The following is a 2110-nucleotide window of genomic DNA, read 5'->3' as shown; positions in this document are numbered from 1 at the left end:
CCGGCGTCGTGCTGCTGCCGGCGATCCCGATCGCCCTGGTCAGTGCGGTGCTCGGCCTGGAGGAGGATCTGGGGGCCTGGAGCCGGTGGGCCTACCTGCTCTTCTTCCTGTACGGCTTCGTGCTCGCCACCGACGAGCGGTTCGCCGCCGCGTTACGCCGCCACGCCCGGGTCGCCGCGGTCCTCGCCGTCGTCGCGTTCGGGGCGAGCGCACCGGGCTTCATCAGCGAGGGCACGGACCTGTTCACCGGTATGTCGCCGCTGGCGGTCGTCTCCCGGGTGCTGTTCAGCGTGTCCGGCTGGTGCTCCCTGGTCGCCCTGCTGGGCCTGCTCGACCGGCCCCGGCCGGCTGTTGCGGGCCCGGCCCGGGAAAGCTCGTCCACGCGCACCTATCTGGCCGAGGCGGCTTTGCCGTTCTACGTCCTGCACCAGCCGATCGTGGTGGCGGTGGCCTACCTCGTGGTCCCGTGGCGGGCGCCGATCATCGCCGAGTACGCCGTCGTCGTGGCTGTCTCGTTCATCCTGACGTTCGGGGCGTACGACATCCTGGTCCGGCGTACCCGGATCACCCGGTTCTTGTTCGGTATGCGCCCGGAGAGGACGTGACGATGCGCGTCGAGATCGAGAGTGAGACCCGGCTGTGGTTCGGTCCCGGGGTGCCGGTGCGGGCTGCCTCGGCCATCGCCGCGTTCGGTGACGGCTGGCTGGTCGCCCAGGACGACGCCACGCACGCCGCCTGGCTGCGGCCGGACGGGGTCACCGCGATCCGGGTGATCGCGGCGGTCGACGGCCACGAGACCTTCAGCTCGGCCGAGGGGACCAAACATCTGAAGCCGGACTTCGAGGCGGCGGTGGCCGTCGACGGCGGTGTGCTGCTGCTCGGCTCCGGCTCCACCGCGGCCCGGATGCGCGCCTCCCTGGTGACCGGGCCGGGGGCTTTCCGCACCGTCGACCTGACAGCGCGACTTCTTCGGCGCGCACACGTACCGCCGCGTCGACAAGGACGGCGCCTTCCACACCATGTGGGGCGCCGAGCGCAACGAGGTCTCCGCGTAACAGCGCCGGGCCGGCCCGTTCACGCGGGCCGGCCCGTCACGCCGCGGTGACCGGCAGGACCGTACGGATCATCAGCTCGGCCATCTCGGCCGGCGGCAGTGGCCTGGCCATGAAGTAGCCCTGGCCCAGCCGGTAGCCCATCTCCCGCAGCCGCTCGGCCTGCGCCGCCGTCTCGATGCCCTCCGCGACCGCGTACAGGTCCAGGTATTCGGCGAGCTGGGCGACCGCCGCGGCCACCGCCAGCCGGCCACGGTCCTCGCCGTCGCAGATGCCGTCCACGAACGACTTGTCCAGCTTCAGCACGTCCACCGGGAACGCGCGCAGCAGGCTCAGGCTCGACTGGCCGGTGCCGAAGTCGTCCAGCGCCAGCCGCACCCCCAGCTCGTGCAGGGCCTGCAGGGTCTCGCGGACCTGCCGGCCGTCGAGCACCGAGGACTCGGTGACCTCCAGCACCAGGTTGGCCGGGATCAGCCCGGTGTCGCTGAGCACGGCCGCGACCTCGTCCACGAAGCCGGACTCGCGCAGCTGCCGGGCCGCCACGTTGACGTTGATCGAGCGGATGGCGGCGGCGCCGTACTCGGCGTGCCACTTGGCCAGCTGCTCGCAGGCCTCGCGCAGCACCCAGGAGCCCAGCGGCACGATCAGCCCGGAACGCTCGGCGACCGGGATGAAGTCGGCCGGCGAGACCAGCCCGCGTACCGGGTGCCGCCAGCGCACCAGCGCCTCGGCGCCGGCCATCAGGCCGGTGACCAGGTCGAACACCGGCTGGTAGGCCAGCTCCAGCTCGTGGCGGATGATGGCGTTGTGCAGCTCGCTGCCGAGGCGGGCGTGGTTGACGACCTCGCTGTGCATCCGCGGTTCGAAACGGGCCCAGGACGCCTTGCCGGAGGCCTTGGCCGCGTACATGGCGATGTCGGCGTTGCGCAGCACCTCGTCGGCGTTGTCCCCCGGCCCGGCCAGGGCGACGCCGATGCTGGCATGGGCCAGCAGCTGGTGCTCGCCGACCCGGAACGGCACCGCGAGCGCGTCCAGGATCCGCGAGGCGGCCTCCTCGG

General features: G+C 72.4%; 2 protein-coding genes and 1 pseudogene. 2 read left to right on the top strand and 1 reads right to left on the bottom strand.

From position 1 onward, the window contains the following. Both AB0C29_RS45270 and AB0C29_RS45265 read left to right on the top strand, forming a co-directional pair. Positions 1-605, top strand: a 605-nt coding sequence (locus AB0C29_RS45270) for an acyltransferase family protein (RefSeq protein ID WP_360834113.1), incomplete at its 5' end; no start/stop codon positions are given. A gap of 354 nt (positions 606-959) precedes the next feature. Beyond that, positions 960-1055, top strand: a pseudogene (locus AB0C29_RS45265) (hypothetical protein); the annotation flags it as partial. Positions 1056-1091: 36 nt separating this feature from the next. On the opposite strand, the gene AB0C29_RS45260 reads toward AB0C29_RS45265, so the two are convergent. Next, positions 1092-2110 (bottom strand): GGDEF domain-containing phosphodiesterase (locus tag AB0C29_RS45260; protein WP_360834111.1); only part of this gene is annotated, 1019 nt, incomplete at its 5' end.

The organism is Actinoplanes sp. NPDC048791, assembly GCF_040650095.1.
GTDB lineage: Bacteria > Actinomycetota > Actinomycetes > Mycobacteriales > Micromonosporaceae > Actinoplanes.
Note: the sequence above shows the minus strand (reverse complement) of the source record. Positions and strands in the feature narration are given on the sequence as shown.